General features: G+C 65.3%; 13 protein-coding genes. 10 read left to right on the top strand and 3 right to left on the bottom strand.

Translation table 11 applies throughout. The features are described 5' to 3' along the window. The first annotated feature begins 39 nt into the window (after positions 1-39). Both FRC98_RS07385 and FRC98_RS07380 read left to right on the top strand, forming a co-directional pair. A complete protein-coding gene (locus FRC98_RS07385) occupies positions 40-993 on the top strand; it encodes a COX15/CtaA family protein (RefSeq protein ID WP_230467391.1) in 954 nt (317 codons plus the stop codon). Positions 994-1,311: 318 nt separating this feature from the next. Beyond that, positions 1,312-3,069 (top strand): PAS domain-containing sensor histidine kinase, encoded by a 1,758-nt coding sequence (locus tag FRC98_RS07380; protein WP_230467390.1) that lies wholly within the window; start codon positions 1,312-1,314, stop codon positions 3,067-3,069. Between the two features lie 15 nt (positions 3,070-3,084). Here the strand turns inward: FRC98_RS07380 and FRC98_RS07375 are convergent, their stop codons facing one another. Further along, positions 3,085-3,726, bottom strand: a complete 642-nt coding sequence (locus tag FRC98_RS07375; RefSeq protein ID WP_146980663.1) for a peroxiredoxin — start codon at positions 3,724-3,726, stop codon at positions 3,085-3,087. 206 nt (positions 3,727-3,932) lie between these two features. Between FRC98_RS07375 and dusA the strand changes: the two genes are divergently transcribed. After that, on the top strand, positions 3,933-4,934 hold the full coding sequence (gene dusA / locus FRC98_RS07370) for a tRNA dihydrouridine(20/20a) synthase DusA (protein ID WP_146980662.1): 1,002 nt from the start codon (positions 3,933-3,935) through the stop codon (positions 4,932-4,934). A gap of 74 nt (positions 4,935-5,008) precedes the next feature. Here dusA and FRC98_RS07365 read toward each other — a convergent pair whose 3' ends face one another. Further along, a complete protein-coding gene (locus FRC98_RS07365) occupies positions 5,009-6,184 on the bottom strand; it encodes an acyl-CoA dehydrogenase family protein (protein WP_146980661.1) in 1,176 nt (391 codons plus the stop codon). A gap of 245 nt (positions 6,185-6,429) precedes the next feature. Between FRC98_RS07365 and FRC98_RS07360 the strand changes: the two genes are divergently transcribed. The 5 genes from FRC98_RS07360 (at position 6,430) to FRC98_RS07340 (ending at position 12,988) form a co-directional block, all read left to right on the top strand. Next, complete coding sequence (locus FRC98_RS07360; protein ID WP_146980660.1) at positions 6,430-8,187, top strand: thiamine pyrophosphate-binding protein; 1,758 nt, start codon at positions 6,430-6,432, stop codon at positions 8,185-8,187. A 187-nt stretch (positions 8,188-8,374) separates the two neighbouring features. Next, on the top strand, positions 8,375-9,292 hold the full coding sequence (locus FRC98_RS07355; protein WP_146980659.1) for a LysR family transcriptional regulator: 918 nt from the start codon (positions 8,375-8,377) through the stop codon (positions 9,290-9,292). 121 nt (positions 9,293-9,413) lie between these two features. Then, positions 9,414-10,547, top strand: a complete 1,134-nt coding sequence (gene rsgA / locus FRC98_RS07350) for a ribosome small subunit-dependent GTPase A (RefSeq protein ID WP_146980658.1) — start codon at positions 9,414-9,416, stop codon at positions 10,545-10,547. Between the two features lie 26 nt (positions 10,548-10,573). Then, the gene (locus FRC98_RS07345; protein ID WP_146980657.1) at positions 10,574-11,284 is read left to right on the top strand and encodes a DsbA family oxidoreductase; all 711 of its coding nucleotides are present in this window, start codon (positions 10,574-10,576) and stop codon (positions 11,282-11,284) included. Positions 11,285-11,434: 150 nt separating this feature from the next. Beyond that, complete coding sequence (locus FRC98_RS07340) at positions 11,435-12,988, top strand: hypothetical protein (protein WP_146980656.1); 1,554 nt, start codon at positions 11,435-11,437, stop codon at positions 12,986-12,988. A 9-nt stretch (positions 12,989-12,997) separates the two neighbouring features. Here the strand turns inward: FRC98_RS07340 and FRC98_RS07335 are convergent, their stop codons facing one another. Further along, positions 12,998-13,870 (bottom strand): SRPBCC domain-containing protein, encoded by an 873-nt coding sequence (locus FRC98_RS07335; protein WP_146980655.1) that lies wholly within the window; start codon positions 13,868-13,870, stop codon positions 12,998-13,000. A 121-nt stretch (positions 13,871-13,991) separates the two neighbouring features. On the opposite strand from FRC98_RS07335, the gene FRC98_RS07330 reads away from it, so the two are divergent. Both FRC98_RS07330 and FRC98_RS07325 read left to right on the top strand, forming a co-directional pair. Further along, positions 13,992-14,822 (top strand): EI24 domain-containing protein, encoded by an 831-nt coding sequence (locus FRC98_RS07330; RefSeq protein WP_230467389.1) that lies wholly within the window; start codon positions 13,992-13,994, stop codon positions 14,820-14,822. A gap of 77 nt (positions 14,823-14,899) precedes the next feature. After that, on the top strand, positions 14,900-16,171 hold the full coding sequence (locus FRC98_RS07325; RefSeq protein ID WP_146980653.1) for a BaiN/RdsA family NAD(P)/FAD-dependent oxidoreductase: 1,272 nt from the start codon (positions 14,900-14,902) through the stop codon (positions 16,169-16,171). Positions 16,172-16,308: the final 137 nt, after the last annotated feature.

Raw genomic sequence — 16,308 nt, 5'->3', positions numbered from 1 at the left:
AACGCCCATGCCCCCCGAAGGCTCTTCCCGGAAGTCACGATGTCCACCACAACGCCCCGTACCAGCCGCGCATTTACCTCCTACGCCTGGTTTTTCCTCGTCTACATGCTCGCTGTGATCCTCTTCGGCGCCTGGGTGCGCATCACCGGCTCCGGCGCGGGCTGCGGATCGCACTGGCCGACCTGCCACGGGGAGATCATTCCTCCGGCGCCCAGCGTGCAGACAATGATCGAATACACCCACCGTCTCACCAGCGGCTTTTTGGGGATTCTGGGCATCATCCTCATGGGGTGGTCCTGGCGACTTTTTAAAAGTCACCCGGCCTTCTGGGCCAGCGTCATCACCTTCATCTTTATTCTCTTTGAGGGGGCCATTGGCGCGGGCCTGGTGCTCGCGGAACTTGTGGCAGACGACGACTCGGTGGCCCGCGCGGTCGTCATCGCCATTCACCTGGTCAACACGCTGATCTTGAGCGGGGCCACCGCGTTTACCGCCTGGCTCTCCACGGGGCGAGCGCTGCCGAGGTTGCGATGGGGCGGCGCATTTCGGGGGTTGCTGCTGGTGGGCATGCTCGGGCTCATCGCCACCAGCATGTCCGGGGCGGTCACGGCGCTGGGCGACACCCTCTTCCCGGTCGACCCCACCCTGGGCAACGGCCTGCTCGATCGCGTCCGCGACGACCTCTCCGCGGCCAACCATTTCCTGGTGCGCCTGCGCATCTTCCACCCGGTCATCGCCGTTGGCACCGCCGCCTACCTCCTCGTTGTGGGATGGATCGTGAAGCTGCGCGAGCCCTCGCCACAAGCCCTCACCTGGGCCAACGTGGTCATCGCGCTTGTGATCGGGCAGACCATGGTCGGCGTCTTCAACATCCTCCTCTCGGCGCCGGGCTGGGTGCAGCTCTTGCACCTTCTGGTGGCCCAGGTTCTCTGGATCGCCACCCTCTTTCTGGCCAGCACCCTGATGCAACCCGCACAGGGTGACCCGGGCTAAGTCGCATAAGTCGCATAAGTCGCAGAGACGCCATTCTTCCGGCCCCCTCAACAACCCACCTTCGGGGTAATACTTGGGCTTGAACGCGCGAAATTTGCGCGGCACACATTCCAAATGTTACCGTTTGTAAGGAAACTGGCGCTCACCCTCACCCCGACGCTTATGTCCTCGCCAGAGTCGAGCCTTCCTCCGATGCACGCGCTGCATCGGAGCTTCGGGCACTCGCCCACCCCTACCTTTGTCTGTGCACGCTCAGGGGAGATCATCTACCGCAATGACGCGGCGGCGTTCCGCTCAGCGCCGATTGCCCCTCATCAGGTGGGAGCAGACTCATTCCTTGCTCTGGTCGCCCCTGACCAACGTGCACACGTCGCCCAGGCGCTCTCCGGACTCACAGCAAACGCGCCGGCCGTCGCACTTGAGACGCCGCTTCACTTAGAGCCCGCCGGCACCTGGAAGCTGCGCGCCTACCTCTTCGGGGAGAGCGATGACGTCGTCGTCACGGTCGAGCCTCCCAGCCCGGCCGCATCTACCGAGTTGAGCGCGCAGGGGAGCTACGAACACCGCTTTCGCACTATGGCTCACGGCGTCCACGACGCCATCTGGGAGTGGGACTGCGAGAGCGGCGCGCTCTTCTGGCACGCCGGTCTCCACGATGTGCTCGGGTATGACAAAGGCACACTCGACCCGACGCTCGACGCCTGGGCGGAGCACGTCCACCCCGACGATCGCGAGCGCGTTGTCGTCTCCCTGCATAACGCCGTAGAGATGGGACAGTCGGCCTGGGTGGAAGAGTACCGCTTTCGGCGAGCCGACGGCAGCTGGGCTCAGGTCGTCGACCGCGGCTTCGCGATCGCCTTTGAGGGTGATCGCCCCACGCGCCTGATCGGCGGCATCAACGACGTGACCGCCAGCAGGCAGGCCAGCGCCACCATCCGCCGCCAGGCCCGGCTCATTGAACAGACCCACGACGCCATCTGGGTTCGCGACTTCGACGGGATCGTGCGTTTCTGGAACCCGGGCGCCGAGCGCATCTTTGGTAAATCCCGCGAAAACGTCGTCGGCCGCGCGCTTCGCGAACACGAGAGCAACACCGACACCCCCACTCTCGAAGGCCTCAAACGCCGCGGAAGCTGGAGTGGGGTCGTGCATCGCTACGATCGCCAGGGAAATGAGGTCATTCTCGAGGAGCGCTGGACACTGCTGCGCGATGAGCACGACGAGCCCCACGCCATCCTCATCGTGGGCAGCGACATCACCGAGCGCCATCATCTGCAATCTCAGTTTCTGCGCATCCAGCGCGTCGAGAGCATGGGAAGCGTCGCCGCCGGTATCGCTCACGACCTCAACAATGTGCTCGCCCCCATCCACTTCGGCGTCGAATATTTGCGCGGGGAGTTGGCCCACGGCGACACGACACTAAAAGAGGTGCTCGACGAGGTCGCCGGCAGCGTGCGCAGCGCAAGCTCGATGCTCCACCACATCCTCAACTTTGCCCGCGGCAACGACGCCACCCGCGAAGCCCTCGACCTGCACCGCCTCGTCAGCGACGCTCTGCGCATCGTCACCCGCGGCCACGCGCACCGAATCTCCACGCGTATTCACAATGACGCCCCATCCGACCGGGTGATGGGCGTACCCACGCAGATCCACCAGCTGCTGCTCAACCTCGGCGTCAACGCCCGCGACGCCATCGATGGCGAGGGCAGCATCGAGGTGCATCTGCGCGAAGCCTCAGTGACACCGGAGCAGGCCGAGCAAAATCCCGACGCCCGCCCCGGCGACTACCTGCGCATCGACGTGCGCGACAACGGCCGCGGCATGAGCGCTGACGTCATCGTGCGCGTCTTCGAGCCTTTCTACACCACCAAAGGGGTAAACCAGGGCACCGGCATCGGGCTCTCCACCTCGATCTCAATCGTGCGCTCGCACGGAGGCTTTATCGACGTTGAGAGCGCTCCGGGAGAAGGCACCCTCTTCTCGGTCTTTCTCCCCATCGCGATGGAGGCCTCCCGCAGCGCGGAGCCCCCCTCCCCCTCGCCGGTCTCGCCAGCCGAAGGTCGCGACCCGAGTTAAGACCGACGCAACCGCTCAGGCTTTATCCGGTTGCGGGGTCAGACGCAGGTAGGGCTTGATCTCCTGATAACCTTTTGGAAAACGCCGGGCGATCTCGTCCTCATCTTTGAGCGAAGGCACGATGATCACATCATCGCCCTGCTCCCAGTTCGCCGGGGTGGCCACCTTATGGCCATCGGTCAGCTGCAGCGCGTCGATCACGCGCAAGAGCTCTTTGAAGTTGCGGCCCGTGGCCGCCGGGTAGGTCAGCGTCAGGCGAATCTTCTTGTCGGGATCGATAATAAAGACCGAGCGCACCGTCGCGGTGGTGTCAGCTTTGGGGTGAATCATGCCGTAGGCGTTGGCCACCGACTTATCCTCATCGGCCACGATCGGAAACTCCACGGTGGTGTCCTGGGTCTCTTCGATATCTTTGACCCAGCCGTGGTGGTCCTCGATCCCGTCGACCGAGATGGCGATGGTCTTGACGCCCCGCTTGTCAAAGTCCTCCTTATAGCGCGCCACCGTGCCCAGCTCCGTGGTGCATACCGGGGTGTAGTCGGCCGGGTGACTGAAGAAGATCACCCAGGAGTCGCCCGCCCACTCATAGAAGTCGATGTCGCCTGCGGTGGTGGTCGCCTGGAAATTGGGTGCGGTGTCGCCGAGTTGAAGCGTCATGATGTCCTCGTCTTACGGAAGGGATTGGGGATAACTTCGGGACTTCAAAAAATATCCTACCAGCCTGATAGGAAATCCGAGAGTGAGCACGGAAAGTTCTCGGTCAAGCACAATCATGCTCGGGCTGACCGTCGCCGCGCGAAGCGCGCTTTTCATCTGCGCGCCCTTGCCTACAATGCGCCCGACGATCTTCGAGAGAGCACCCTATGAGTTTTAAACACCCCATCAGCATCGCCCCGATGATGAAGCGCACCGACCGGCACTTTCGCTTCTTCATGCGCCTGATCTCCGAGCGCACCCTCCTCTACACCGAGATGGTGACGACCGGGGCCATTCTGCACGGCGATCGCGAGCAGCACCTGCGCTTTGACGCGCTCGAACATCCCATCAGCCTGCAGCTCGGCGGCGACGATCCTGTCGAACTCGCTCAATGCGCAAAGATCGCGCAGGAGTGGGGCTACGACGAGGTCAACCTCAACGTGGGGTGCCCCAGCGACCGGGTGCAAAACGGCAACTTCGGCGCCTGTCTGATGAAGACCCCCGAGACGGTCGCCCGCGCGGTCGAGGCGATGCGCGAGGCCGTCGATATTGAGGTCACGGTCAAGCATCGCATCGGCGTCGATGAGCTCGACGACTACGCGCATATGCTGCACTTCGTCGACACGGTGGCCGCCGCCGGTTGCACCCGCTTCTCGGTACACGCCCGCAAGGCCTGGTTGCAGGGATTAAGCCCCAAAGAAAACCGCAACATCCCGCCCCTGCGCTACCCCGAGGTCTGGCGGCTCAAAGAGGAGCGCCCCGAGCTGATCATCGAGATCAACGGCGGCATCCTCACCATGGACCAGGCAGCAGAGCACCTGGAGCACGTCGACGCGGTGATGATCGGGCGAGCGGCCTACGATGATCCCTATCAGTTCGCGGAGGTTGATGGGAGGTTTTATGGCGAGCAGGCCGCGCCCCGTACGCGCCACGAGGTGGCCCGGGCGATGTTCCCCTACATCGAGCAGCATCTGAGCGAGGGCGGCAAACTTTCCCACATCAGCGGGCATATGCTGCAGCTCTTTTCCGGCCAGCCCGGCGCGCGCCGCTACCGCCGCCACCTCTCCGAGAACGCCTGGCGCGAGGGGGCGGGCATCCACACCCTGGAGCACGCGTTGACCCTCGTGCCCGAAGACGCACCCGCCCACGAAAAAGCCGCCGCCCTTTAAGGGCGACGGCTTCGAGCTCCTGCTGCGGTAGCAACGACATCATCGGCATCGTTGCTACCGGCGAACGCGCTCCATCAGAGCAGGCGCTCGACTTTGGAGAGATCGCGCGTGATGTTCTTCTGGTGCGCCTCATTGGTGCCGCCGCCGATCTCCAGCAACTTCGCGTCGCGCCACAGTCGCTCCACGTTGTACTCGGCCACGTAGCCGTAGCCGCCGAGCACCTGAATGGCGCGGTCGGCCACATTCTTGCCCATCGTCGAGCAGTAGAGTTTCACGCCGTCGGAGTCCGCGCGGCTGCCGAAGGCGTCCAGGCTCAAGTCTGCGGCCGTCTTGTAGAGGTAGCTGCGTCCGGCCATGTACTCGGCATAGCTCTCGGCGATGTGGCGCTGGATCTGCCCGAAACGGTTAATCGGCTCGCCGAACGCCACGCGCTCCGCGCCGTAGCGGTTCATGATCTCCACCGAGCGGCGGGCGATACCCACGCTCATCGCGGCCAGGGTGACGCGCTCAATGGCCAGGTTGCGCATCATTGAGCGCACCGCGCTTCCCGGCTTGCCGACGAGGTTGGCCGCCGGCACGCGCACGTCTTCAAAGACGAGCTCCGCGGTGGTCGAGGCGCGCATGCCCAGCTTTCCGGTGATCTTCTGGCCGAGCGAGAAGCCCTCCATGCCCTTCTCCACCAGGAAGAGCGAGACGGCGCGGTCGCCGCCCTCTTCGCGGGCGTACACCAGAAACACATCGCCGAGCTCCCCCTCGGAGACCGCCCCGTTGGTGATCCACATCTTCTGACCGTTGAGGATGTAGTCCTCACCGTCGCGGCGCGCGACCGAGCCCATCCCCAGCACGTCGGTGCCGGCGTTGGGCTCACTCATGCACATCCCGCCGATGAGCTCTCCGCTGCAGGCGCCGGGCAGATAACGCGAGCGCTGGTCGTCGTTGCCGTTGACGGCCAGGTTGTTCACAAAAAGCATCGAGTGAGCCAGGTACGCCAGGCAAAACCCGGGGTCAGCCGCAGAGAGTTCCTCATGCACGATGACCGCCGCGGTGGCGTCCATCCCCGATCCTCCGAACTGCTCCGGGGCGGTCACCCCCAGCAGGCCCAGCTCTCCGAGCTTTTTGAAGAGCTCGATATTAAAGCGCTCTTCCCGGTCGTGATGCTCGGCCTGGGGCGCGACCTCGCGCTCGGCAAAGGAGCGCACCATCTCACGCAGCACTTTATGTTCTTCGGTCGGGTTAAAAAGATCGTTCATAGACTCACTCTCTCCTCAATCGACGCTCCCATCTGCGGGGCGCCGGTGCGTTGCACGTTTACAGACTCGCCAGTCACCATAACCCGATCCGCGCCTGGAACAAGCCTGCCCGGCAACTTCTTCGTGTTTTCACCGCCCTCACAGCCCTCTGCTGCGGCGACAGGCTGGACAAGCAGCTCAAAACCTGCTCAATACCACGGTTACTGGCTCGAACCTGCTTTGAATCTGTTGCCTTCAGGAGTGTTATGTCGCACGCGCACGGTGGTGAAGTGATCGCTCAGCGCCTCTCACGTCGAGGGGTCTCCCACCTCTTTACCCTCTGCGGAGGCCATATCTCGCCAATCTTCACCGGCGCCAAATCCGAGGGCATCGAGGTGGTCGATGTCCGCGATGAGGCGTCTGCGGTGTTCGCCGCCGACGCCATGGCGCGCATGACCGGCGTGCCAGGCGTGGCTGCGGTGACCGCCGGCCCCGGCGTCACCAACACGGTCACCGCGGTTAAAAACGCGCAGATGGCGCAGTCGCCGGTGCTCATCATCGGCGGCGCTCCGGCCACCGTCCTCAAAGGGCGCGGCGCTTTGCAGGACATCGACCAGATCAGCCTGATGCGCCCGATCACCAAATGGGCCGCATCGCTCTCGATGGTCAGCGAGCTGGCTCCGGCCATCGACTACGCCCTGGAGGTCGCCACCGGCGGCACCCCCGGTCCGGTCTTTCTGGAGATCCCCGTCGATCTGCTCTACCCGCAGACCATCGTCGAGGAGTGGTTCATCAAGGAGAGCGGCCTCGATAAGATGAGCGGCGTCAGCGCCAAGGCGCTTGAGCTCTACCTGCGCGCGCATCTTCTGCGACAGTTCAACGCGCCTTATAACCCGCTCAAATTTGCCGACACCTCGCTGCCGCTGCCCGACTTCACCGACCCCGAAAAACAGATCGACCAGGTCGCCGACGAGCTCGCCCGCGCCGAGCGCCCCGTGCTCGTGATCGGCTCCCAGGCGCTGGTGAACTATTCGCCGGGAGAAGCCGCAAGCCTCGCCACGGCCGTGGAGAAGCTGGGCATCCCGACCTTTTTGGGCGGCGGCGCGCGTGGACTTCTGGGCGCTTCGAGCGATCTTCAGTTCCGCCACAAACGCTCCAAGGCGCTGCGCGCCGCAGACCTCGCGATCGTCGCCGGCTTCCCCTTCGACTTCCGCATGGGCTACGGGCGCGCCTTCGGCTCGAAGACCCGCGTGGTCTCGGCGAACCTCTCCCAGGAAGACCTGCGTAAGAACCGCCGTCCGGAAATCGGCCTCAACATCCACCCCGGCGACTTTTTGCGCGAGCTCTCCTACCGCATGGGCCCGGCCGCCTCGCGACCGGCCTGGTTCGGCGATCTTAAGCAGCGCGAAGACGCCCGCGACGCCGAGATCGATGCCATGGGCGAGCAGGATGCCGGTGGGCTGGTCAACCCCATCGACTTCTTCAAACGCCTTGACGAAAAGCTCGACGATAACAGCGTGCTGGTCGTCGACGGCGGCGATTTTGTGGCCACCGGCGCCTACGTGCTGCGCCCACGCAGCCCGATGGCCTGGCTTGACCCGGGCGTCTTCGGCACCCTGGGCGTCGGCGGCGGCTTCGCGCTGGGCGCGGGGCTGGCGCGAAAAGACGCCGAGGTCTGGCTCATCTGGGGCGACGGCTCCTCGGCCTACAGCCTGGCGGAGTTTGATACCTGCGTGCGCCACGGCCTGGCGCCGATTGCGGTCATCGGCAACGACGGCGCCTGGGCCCAGATTGCCCGTGAGCAGGTCGAGATCCTCGGCGACGATGTGGCCACCGTGCTCACCCGCAACGACTACCACACCGTCGCAAAAGGCTACGGCGCCGAGGGAATCCTCGTGAAGCGCAAGAGCGACATCAACCGCGCCATCGACAAGGCCAAGAAGCTCTCCAAAGAGGGCCGCCCGGTGGTCATCAACCTGCACATCGAGCAGACCGACTTCCGCAAGGGCTCCATCTCGATGTGAGTTGACTGAGAAGTCGCAAGCCGTGAAAAACCGCCGCGCCCCGCCCGGCGGTTTTTTCATGACTTCCACCCTGGTCTTACGCCCGCCCCCCTGACGGGAGTCGCGCCGGAGTTGACGCGCCCCCCTCTTCTTCTGCACGTTATCGACAGCTCGCCACTGTTTTTTTAAGTCTCCTCTGGAGCGCGCGATGAACCTCACCGATTTGCAGACCTTTGTCGTCGTCGCCGAGACCGAGACGATGAGCGCGGCCGCCGACGAGCTCGGCGTGCCCCGCTCCACCGTCAGCCGCCGCGTCGCCCGCCTGGAAGAAGCTCTGGGCGTGACGCTGGTGCATCGCTCCAACCAGGGAAACACGCTCAGCGCCGACGGCCGCCACCTCTACGCCCGCAGCGCGCCGGCGATCCGGGAGCTCTCCCAGGTGGAGCGCGCCCTGGCCGACACCGCCCTCAAACCCACGGGCATCCTGCGGCTGACCGCCCCCCACGATTTCGGCGCGATGGCGAGCTTCGCCGAGCTGATGACCCGCTTTGAGGCGAACTTCCCCGACATTGAGCTGCGCATCGAGCTGACCAACCGCGTCGTCGATCTCGTCGAAGAGGGCTTTGACGCGGCGATTCGCGCCCACGGCCCCAACCTCCCCGATGACGCCGGCCTGATGATCCGCCCGCTCACCCGCGTGGAGCGCGGACTTTACGCAAGCCCCGCCTACTTAAAGCAGCACGGGCGCCCCTCCAGCGTCGACGAGCTCGCGGAGCACCGCTTCGTCGCCCACCAGACGATGTTGCGAGAGCGCAACAGCATCTTCGATCCCCACACGCCTCGCCCCATCATGCGCGTCAACGATTTTGGCCTGGTCGTGCAACTGCTCATCGCCGGGGCGGGCATTGGCGAGGTCCCCACGTTTTTTGCGCGCGACCACGTGCGCGCCGGCCTGCTACAACGCGTGCTGCCGGAGGTGGGCAGCGCCACCGGGCGTTTTTCGCTCTTCTGGCCGGCAAGCCGTCACCTGGCCCAGCGCATCCGCGCGCTGATCGATTTTCTGAGCGCCGAGGAGCACGTCGAGCTGCTTTTTGCCGAACACGACGACGAGGCGACACCGCGCTGAGACGCACCGTCACACAACTTCTTAAAGGTCGGGCATAGTTCGTCTGGCCCGGCCGTTACCCGCGCGAGTCGCGCGCCCACTCCTCCGTCCAAGCCCCACTAAGGCACCACCTCTGGCACCTATGAGCGAACACGATCCCGCAGCCACCTCCGCGCCGCGAATTACCCCGGAGCAACGTACAGGTCTCCTGGAGCTTGGCTGGAACGACGCCCTCGAAGCCGACTTCCTTCGCCTGGCCAGCCCCGACACGCGTCCCGCCCGCGTCGCCTCGGTGGAGCGCGGCGGTTTTTTCGTCGTCGAAGATGCCGCCGCCATCGACGCCCCCACGCTCGCCAGGCTCGAAGGCACCGAGCTCGACTCCACCGCTCAGCCCGCCGTCGGCGACTGGGTCGCGCTGATCGTGCGCGAGGGCACCCCGGGCATCACCGAGGTGCTGCCCCGCAAAAGCGCACTCCTGCGCCGTGCTTCCGGCCGCCAGGGCCGCGCCCAGGTCGTGGTCTGTAACCTGGACTACCTCTTCATCGTCACCGCCATCGGCTTCAACCTCAACTTAAGCCGCCTGGAGCGCTACCTCATCGGCAGCCTCGCTGCCGACATCGCGCCGGTGATCGTCATCAACAAGATCGACCGCGTGCACGACCGCACCGAGATCGACGCGCTGATCAACGATCTCGGCATCGAGGTGCCCGTGCACTTCACCTGCGCGCTGGAGCCCGGGGGCATCGACCAGCTTAAGCCCTACCTCACCCCGGGCACCTCCCTGGCGCTCGTGGGCTCATCGGGCGTGGGCAAGTCCACGCTGGCCAACCGCATCCTGCAGACCGACCGCCTGGCCACCGGTGAGGTGCGCCACACCGACGACCGCGGCCGCCACACCACCACCCGCCGCGAGCTCTGGCGCGCCCCGAGCGGCGCGCTCATCATCGACACCCCGGGCATGCGCGAGTTTGGCCTGTGGGACGCTCGCGAGGGCGTCGCAAAACTCTTCCCAGAGATTCACGCCGCCACCGAAGCTTGCCACTTCCGCGACTGCGCCCACGTCGACGAGCCCGGCTGCGGCCTGCTCGCGGCCCTGGACGATGAGACCATCGACGAAGCTCGCTACCAGCGCTACCTGCGCGCCCTCGAAGAACTCGCCGAAACCGAGGCGCTGGCCGCCGAGAGCACCGAGCGCCTTAACGCCCGGCGAGAGCGCGGCAAACAGAATAAACTTCGGACCCGCAAGGGCTCGCGCCGTAAACACTGGGACCGCTAAACTCCTCCCCACCTCCCGAGAACACTATGCTCATCGAGATCTGGTCCGACGTCGTCTGCCCCTGGTGCTACATCGGAAAACGCCGCTTTGAGCGCGCCCTCTCCGACTTCCAAAACGCCCACCCCGAGCTGGATGTGGAGATCGCCTGGCGCAGCTTCGAACTCGACCCCAACGCCCCGCAGCAGCGCACCGAGCCGATGGTCGAGCATCTGGCCAAAAAGTACGGCATGAGCGTGGCGCGCGCCCGCGAGATTCAAGCGCAGGTCAGCGACGCCGCCGGCGAGGAGGGGCTCTCCTTTGACCTCGACGCCGCAAAGAGCGGAAACACCTTCAACGCCCACCGCCTCATTCACCTCGCTCAAAACAAAGGCCTGGGCGACGCGATGAAAGAGCGCTTCCTCGAGGCTTACTTCACCGAGGGCAAGCCCATCGGCGATCCGGACATGCTCATCGCCCTGGCCGAAGAAGTTGGCCTTTCGCGCGGCGAAGCCGAGCGCGCGCTCCACGATGAGGCCACCTCCCGGGCGGTCCGCGACGATGAGGCGCTCGCAAGCGAGCTTGGCATCCGCGGCGTTCCCTTCTTCGTTATCGACCGGCGCGTCGGTATCAGCGGCGCCCAGCCCCCGGCGACCTTCCTCCAGGTGTTGGAAGACGCCCTGGGCCAGTCGGCCCCCCTCGCCAGCTCCACCGACGACGACGCTACCTGCACCGATGAGGGATGCGCCGTCGACAGCTGAGCCCTACCGCCGGGCCCATCGCCCAACACCGGGTGAGCACTCAGTTTAAGAGGATTGTTGGCATGGACCGCCGCGCGCGCTAGCCTTAGCGCACGTTCTACGCTTGAAGTGTCTCTGCGCCGCGCGTGCCAACTTGCCCCGGAGCTCGCTGTGTGTATGCCGCCCGACTTAAATCGCCCCTTCTTCGCCCGCACGCTACGTGCGCTGAGCCTGCTCACCCTGCTCAGCCTCGCTGCATGCTCCTTTGAACCCGCGAGTTTTTCGGAGATTCGCTGCGAAAACGAGGGGGAGCAGCGCGATGGCGCGACCTGCCAGGACGGCTTCTGGGTCGCCCCCGATGACCTCGACATCGGCACGCCCGACGCCGACGCCGATCTTCCCGACACAGACGTCGATCTTCCCGACACCGACACCGATCTTCCCGACACGGACACCGGCTGTGAGCCTCCCACCGAGCAAGAGCTCTGCGAAGATGCCGTCCTCAGCTGTGGTCCGCTGGAAGTCGTCGATCGCTGCGGCGCGCAACGCGCCATCAGCTGCGGCAGCTGCGAAGACGACGAGCTCTGCGAGGGCGGCGTCTGCGTCTGCCAGCCCGAAGAGAACGACGCCTTTTGTACGCGCCTGGCCGCCGACTGCGGCACAGTCATCGCTCCGGACAACTGCGGCGACGAGCGCACCGTCTCCTGCGGCGACTGCCAGGAGGGCTACCTCTGCGGTGAAGACAACCGCTGCACCTGCCCGGGTGAGACGGTCAGCGAGCTCTGCGAGCAAAACAGCCTGGAGTGCGGCACGCGCACCGTGGTCGACGGCTGCGGCCAGACCCGCGAGATCAACTGTGACAGCTGCACCGGCACCGGTGAGTCCTGCACTCTCGACAACCTCTGCGTCTGCACGCCCCTCTCCGAAGAAGACCTCTGCGAGCTGGAGTCCGCCCAATGCGGCCCCCTCACCGTGACCGATAACTGCGGTGAAGAGCGCACACTCAATTGCGGCGGCTGCACCGGCACTGGCGAGTCCTGCACCCAAGACAACCAGTGCCACTGCCCCCCTCAATCCCAGGAATCCTTCTGCGCCGACAACGCTGCCGAATGTGGCGAGGTCACCGCACCAAATAACTGCGGCGACATTCGTCCCATCAACTGCGGCACATGCACCGGCACTGGCGAGAGCTGTTCGCTGGACAATCAATGCGTCTGCAACCCGCTCCCCGACGAGACCTTCTGCACCGATGAAGGCGCTCAGTGCGGCACGATTACAATCACCGATAACTGTGGCGAAACGCGCCCCATTGAATGCGGGGAGTGCCCGAACAACGGCGACATCTGCAACGAAAACAACCAGTGCGAAGCCTGCCAGCCTCAAAGCGACGAGGAAATCTGTCAGGATCAGGGCGCCGAGTGCGGCACGATCGTCGACCACGTCGACAACTGTGGCACCACGCGCCAGATCGACTGCGGCGGCAGCAACGCCTGCAACGGTCAGAATGTCTGCGCCCCGGACCTGACCTGCTGTCAGCCCGAGAGCGATGAAACTCTCTGCGCGGCCTCCCCCTACCGCTGTGATCAGCACACCGTCACCGACAGCTGTGGCCAGCAGCGCACGCTCAAGTGTTACACCTGCCGATATTCCGCGTGTGAGGATAACCCCGACGGCCCCGGGCAATGCTGCCACTACCCCACGGCCGGAACCTGCTGGACCGGCTGACCTTCAATATCAGTGCCCGACTGAGCCGCCCAGATGACGCTCCAGGGCGGTCATCACCTGCGGCCAGGCCCGCTGAAAATACGCAAAAGTCGCGTCCCACTCCGCCGCGCCGGGCTCTCCCGGCGCGGCGTCTTTTTGCCCCTGGTCGGAGCTCAGAACCGGCCAGCCCGTGTGGGTCAGTCGCACACGGGTGACCGCCTTGACGCTGTCGATATTTGAGAGTTCCACCACCACCCGGGTCTGCCAGGGCCGCGTGGGATGATCGGGCGGCGCGTTCCAGCTAAAGCTGAGCATGCGCTCTTCCAGGTAGCTGAGCACCCGGCATCCCTCACTTCCGCGCAGCCCGGCGGGCTCGGCCAGCATGTAGATCTCAAAAGGTCCGCCCACCCGAAGCTCAAAGCGGGCGTCGCTGCCGAACCACGCGCCGAGCTCCTCCTGGCGGGTCCAGGCCTGCCAGACCCGCGCGCGCGGCGCCGAGATGATGCGCTCCACCTCAATGGCCCGCTTCGACTCTCCCGACGCCGCCATCACCACAGGCCCCGGACCCCTCACACCCTCGACGAGGTTGAGGCGATTGCCAAAAGGATCCCGGGCGGCAGCAACCCACACGCCATCCTCACCTTCCATGGGCTCTTCGATCGCTTCTGCTCCGATCTCCAGAAGGCGCTCCCAGCTCGATGCCAGATCGTGCACCTCCCACAGCTCGCCAGCCCCCTCGTCCACCTCCGGCGCGTTCACAAGCACAAGCTGGCTCGCCCCCGCCTCAAAACGCACCTTATCGTCGCCGGCGTGCGCAGGTGAGCGGCCGAGCCATTCCTGATACCATCGCCGCGCTTCTTCAAGATCGCGCACCGAATACCTCGCACCTTGCAATCGAATCATCGTCGGGCCTCATCGCGTAGAATCTTCGGGTTGGCGTCACGGGCCATCTTCTCTGAAGATGCGCACACACCGACCATTCCCCTACCCTCCGACGCGCCCCCACGCCACCGCGAGCCTCTCTATGACCACCGCCGCAACCCCTATCGCCCCGACGACCATCCTCGACGAACTCCGCGCGCTGCGCGGCCAATCGGGCATGCGACGCTTCATCGGCGGCATCAAACTGCCGCTCAAGGCGATGCGCTTTATCGCGGCCCACCCGAAGATGTGGCCCTGGATGATCATTCCGGCGCTGATCAACCTCGTGCTCTTCGTGATCACGGCGGTGGCGCTGGCGATGAACGCCCCGGAGCTTCTGGGCTGGCTGTGGGCCCAACCCGAGGCCACCTGGCTCAAGGTCGTCTGGTACGTGGTGCTCGCGGTGGTGCTCCTGGCCTCGGTGGTGCTCTCCTACTTCGCGGTCTTGATGGTCGCCGGCGTGATCGCAAGCCCCTTCAACGACCAGCTCTCGGTGATCACCGAGCGCGAGCTCCGCGGCACCGTCGCCGATGCCCGCGATGGCGAGTCGATGATCTCGGGTATTATGCGCTCGATTGTCATCAGCCTGGTGACGCTCCTGGCCTACCTGGCCTGCATCATCCCCCTGCTCTTTTTGCACCTGATCCCGGGCCTTGGCAGCCTGCTCAACACGGTGCTGGGAACCGCTGTCAGCGCGATCTTTCTGGCCTTTGAGTACAGTGACGCCGCCCTCGACCGCCAGGGATTCTCGCTCAAAGAAAAGATCGCCCGGGTGCGCGCCCACCTCGACCTGGCCGGGGGCTTCGGGGTGGGAAGCGCGCTCCTGATGCTCATCCCGCTGGTCAACCTTTTGGTGATGCCGGTGGCTGTGGTAGGGGGCACGATGCTGGGCATTGAGCTTCGCGAGGAGCGCGACGACGCTCCGGCCGGCTGATTCCTTCTGCCTCCCTCCCCTGCCTGAAGATGGCTCTGCGGGCGCGCTTTGCGTCTATGAGCCGATGAGTTTTTGCCATGACCGAAACCTTCGACCTGATCGTCATCGGCGGGGGCGCCGCCGGCTTCTATGCCGCGATCACGTGCGCCGAGCAGAGCGCGCTCTACGGCGCTTCGCCGCGGGTGCTGATCCTGGAGAAGTCGCCGCGGGTGCTCGACAAGGTGCGCATCTCCGGGGGCGGTCGCTGCAACGTGACCCACCATTGTTTTGATCCGAAGCGCATGGCGACGAATTACCCCCGGGGGGATAAAGCGCTGATCGGCCCCCTGCACCGCTTCGGCGTCACCGAAACGGTGGCCTGGTTTAACGACCACGGCCTCACTCTTAAGACCGAGGCCGACGGGCGCATGTTCCCCACCACCGACAACTCCCAGTCGGTGATCGACGTGCTGCGCGGCGCGGCAGACGCCGCCGGAGTCAACGTGCGCACCCGCGCGGCGGTGCGCTCGATCGAAGCCCTGGAAGTTAGCGACCCCACCCATCCTCGCTTTGAAGTCACGCTCCGAGGCGACGCCACGCTGCGCGCCCACCACGTGGTCCTGGCCACCGGCGGCGCGCGCTCCGGAGGCGGCGCCGAGCTCGCCAGACAGCTCGGCCACAGGCTCATTGAGCCCGTGCCATCGCTCTTTACCTTTCACGTCGACGACTGGCGCATCCGCGACCTTCAGGGGCTGGCCGTCGATCCGGTGGCGGTGCGCATCGATGAGGCCAACCTCAAAAACGAAGGTCCGCTGCTGATCACCCACCGCGGTTTCAGCGCCCCGGCGATCTTAAAGCTCTCAGCCTGGGGGGCGCGCGCGCTGCACGAGCTCGACTACACCTTCACCCTGAGCGTGGACTGGCTCCACGGCGAAGATCCCGCCCCCACATTCGCCGCGCTGCGCAAAGAGGCGGGCACCCGCCACGTGCACACCCGCTCCCCCTTCGACGCCATCCCCAAACGCCTCTGGCAGCGCCTGGTGGCCGCCGCCCGCATCGACGAGCAGCAGACCTGGGCCACGCTTCAGGCCGGCCCCCGCGATGCCCTCATCGCCCAGCTCACCGACGCCCGCTTCAAGGTCACCGGCAAGAGCACCCACAAAGACGAGTTCGTCACCGCCGGCGGCGTCCCCACCGACGACGTGGACATGCGCACCATGGAGAGCCGCATCTGCCCGGGCGCCTTCATCGCCGGCGAACTTCTCGATGTGGACGGCGTCACCGGCGGCTTCAACTTCCAGAACGCCTGGACCACAGGCCACCTGGCCGGCACCGCCATCGCCTTGAGCCTCCTCGAGCGCACGGGCTAACGCGCCGCAGCAGGCGCGGTCCTTCGCGCCGGCAAAGTGCTTGGGGCCGGGCGTTTTGCTTCTACCTTTCATAGGACCACCCGACACCTGGTCGGCCCTCGCATCGACGCGACGGTCACACCAATGACTTCGGATCC

The sequence above is a fragment of the Lujinxingia vulgaris genome (assembly GCF_007997015.1).
GTDB classification, from domain to species: domain Bacteria; phylum Myxococcota_A; class Bradymonadia; order Bradymonadales; family Bradymonadaceae; genus Lujinxingia; species Lujinxingia vulgaris.
This window is presented reverse-complemented; position numbering and strand designations above follow the sequence as displayed.

Bases quoted from the DNA above. Each gene is read 5' to 3' on its own strand.
- FRC98_RS07385 (WP_230467391.1), top strand. From the start codon at position 40: ATGTCCACCACAACGCCCCGTACCAGCCGCGCATTTACCTCCTACGCC.
- FRC98_RS07375 (WP_146980663.1), bottom strand. From the start codon at position 3,726: ATGACGCTTCAACTCGGCGACACCGCACCCAATTTCCAGGCGACCACC.
- dusA (WP_146980662.1), top strand. From the start codon at position 3,933: ATGAGTTTTAAACACCCCATCAGCATCGCCCCGATGATGAAGCGCACC.
- FRC98_RS07365 (WP_146980661.1), bottom strand. From the start codon at position 6,184: ATGAACGATCTTTTTAACCCGACCGAAGAACATAAAGTGCTGCGTGAG.
- FRC98_RS07360 (WP_146980660.1), top strand. From the start codon at position 6,430: ATGTCGCACGCGCACGGTGGTGAAGTGATCGCTCAGCGCCTCTCACGT.
- FRC98_RS07355 (WP_146980659.1), top strand. From the start codon at position 8,375: ATGAACCTCACCGATTTGCAGACCTTTGTCGTCGTCGCCGAGACCGAG.
- rsgA (WP_146980658.1), top strand. From the start codon at position 9,414: ATGAGCGAACACGATCCCGCAGCCACCTCCGCGCCGCGAATTACCCCG.
- FRC98_RS07345 (WP_146980657.1), top strand. From the start codon at position 10,574: ATGCTCATCGAGATCTGGTCCGACGTCGTCTGCCCCTGGTGCTACATC.
- FRC98_RS07335 (WP_146980655.1), bottom strand. From the start codon at position 13,870: ATGATTCGATTGCAAGGTGCGAGGTATTCGGTGCGCGATCTTGAAGAA.
- FRC98_RS07330 (WP_230467389.1), top strand. From the start codon at position 13,992: ATGACCACCGCCGCAACCCCTATCGCCCCGACGACCATCCTCGACGAA.
- FRC98_RS07325 (WP_146980653.1), top strand. From the start codon at position 14,900: ATGACCGAAACCTTCGACCTGATCGTCATCGGCGGGGGCGCCGCCGGC.